The 714-nt window shown below is 69.5% G+C and carries 1 protein-coding gene and 1 pseudogene; both read left to right on the forward strand.

Going from position 1 to position 714, the window contains the following annotated elements; translation table 11 throughout:
* Positions 1 to 119: pseudogene (locus tag F6Q13_RS18690) on the forward strand (TIGR04338 family metallohydrolase); the annotation flags it as partial.
* Positions 120 to 316: 197 nt separating this feature from the next.
* Positions 317 to 714 (forward strand): O-methyltransferase (locus tag F6Q13_RS18695; RefSeq protein WP_293059715.1); only part of this gene is annotated, 398 nt, incomplete at its 3' end.

Below are 714 nucleotides of genomic sequence, written 5' to 3' on the forward strand. Positions count from 1 at the left end.
CGCAGCCGCCGCACGGACCGCGGTTCACCGCGACTCTGTGCAAGCTGGCCGAGCTGGTGATGGGCCCCGAAATCGGTTACGTGCTGCGCGTTGTCTACGCGAAAGAAGGTGTGCGGTAATGCGAGCTGACGCGCCGATACCGGATCTCGTGCTGCAAGCCAGGCTGCTGGCCGGCGTGACGGATTCCCGGCACATGGGTTGGGCATACCGGCAGTGGCCGTCGAAGCGAATCCACGGCTGGCGGCCCGGTAGGACGCCCGGCCGCAGTCGCTGACCGGTCTTCGGGCATCACGGTGGACGCGCTACGGTCTAAGCCGTGACTTGCGAACCGAACCCCGCTGATGTCGACGCATTCTTGGACAGCACCTTCGTGGGCGAGGATCCCGCCTTGTCTGCGGCACTGGCGGCCAGCGACGCGGCCGGGTTGCCATCTATTGCCGTGTCGGCCGCGCAGGGCAAGTTCCTCTGTGTGCTGGCCACCGCGGTGCGGGCGCACCACATCCTGGAGATCGGCACGCTGGGCGGCTACAGCACGATTTGGCTGGCCCGCGGCGCCGCTCCGGATGGCCGCGTGGTGACGCTGGAAGCAGAGCCCGCGCACGCCGAGGTGGCGCGGGCCAACCTCGACCGTGCCGGGCTCGGTGAGCGGGTGGAGGTGGTGGTCGGCGCCGCGCTGGAGACACTGCCCACCGTGGCGACCGGCGGCCCATTCGA

It is taken from the genome of Mycobacterium sp. (assembly GCF_008709575.1).
In the GTDB taxonomy this organism is placed as follows: Bacteria; Actinomycetota; Actinomycetes; order Mycobacteriales; family Mycobacteriaceae; genus Mycobacterium.